The sequence below is a fragment of the Treponema sp. R80B11-R83G3 genome (genome assembly GCF_054786115.1).
The window spans coordinates 1-896 of record NZ_BDHF01000300.1 but is presented as its reverse complement, the minus strand read 5'-3'; the positions used below and the strand labels follow the sequence as shown (position 1 = coordinate 896).

The following is an 896-nucleotide window of genomic DNA, read 5'->3' as shown; positions in this document are numbered from 1 at the left end:
TTCAATGACATGCTGTTTATCGCTTTCACCGGATATCATTATAACGGGCAATTTCTTTAATTTATCCGAACCCCTGATTGTTTTTAAAATATCCAAGCCTGTCGTATTCGTAGATAAATTCCAGTCGAGCAAGACAAAATCGACACGCCTGGTTTTTAACAAATCTAGCGCAGTTTCACTATCTCCCGCCTCAAGAAAATAACATGGCTCGCCTATCTTTACCTCGGCAACATAAGTTTTAATAAGATTACGAGCAGGCCTCGAATCATCAACTATTAAAAATTCCATAAAATCCTCGTCCTTTCTTTAATTAATATTTTAATTCTACACATATTTCATTGAAATAGTCAAATAGGAAATTGAAAATTATCATAAATATCCTTTGTATTTTAACAATTCCGCGTTAAGAATACCGCCTCCGGCAGCGCCGCGCACGGTATTGTGCGAAAGCGCCACAAACCGTATATCAAACACATTACAGGGACGAAGCCGCCCTATAACGACCGCCATAGCCTTGTCTGTGTCTCGATCCTTACGCGGTTGGGGACGATTATCCTCTTCACGGTAGATAATCGGCTGTTTTGGCGCCATTGGGAGGTTTGCCTCCTGCGGCAATCCTTTGTAAGCTGCCCAAATTTTCTTTATTTCTTCAAGAGACGGCTTTTTTGCGGCAAATTCAAGGCTTATACACGCCGAATGTCCGTCAGTTACAGGTACGCGGTTACAATGGGCGGAAATTTTTGGAAACTCCGCGTTTTTAAACACGCCATTGTCAATGTAACCGAAAATTTTAAGCGGTTCTTTCTCAGACTTTTCCTCTTCGCCGCCAATGTAAGAAACGTTTTTACCGACCATATCCAACTTGCCACGCCGGGATACCCCGCTCCTGAAACCGC

General features: G+C 42.4%; 1 protein-coding gene and 1 pseudogene. Both read right to left on the bottom strand.

Features of this window, described 5'->3' with window-relative positions:
• A partial coding sequence (locus ACYVRH_RS13460) for a response regulator (RefSeq protein WP_461257404.1) occupies positions 1–288 on the bottom strand: 288 nt, incomplete at its 3' end.
• Positions 289–369: 81 nt separating this feature from the next.
• Positions 370–896: pseudogene (locus ACYVRH_RS13455) on the bottom strand (Asd/ArgC dimerization domain-containing protein); the annotation flags it as partial.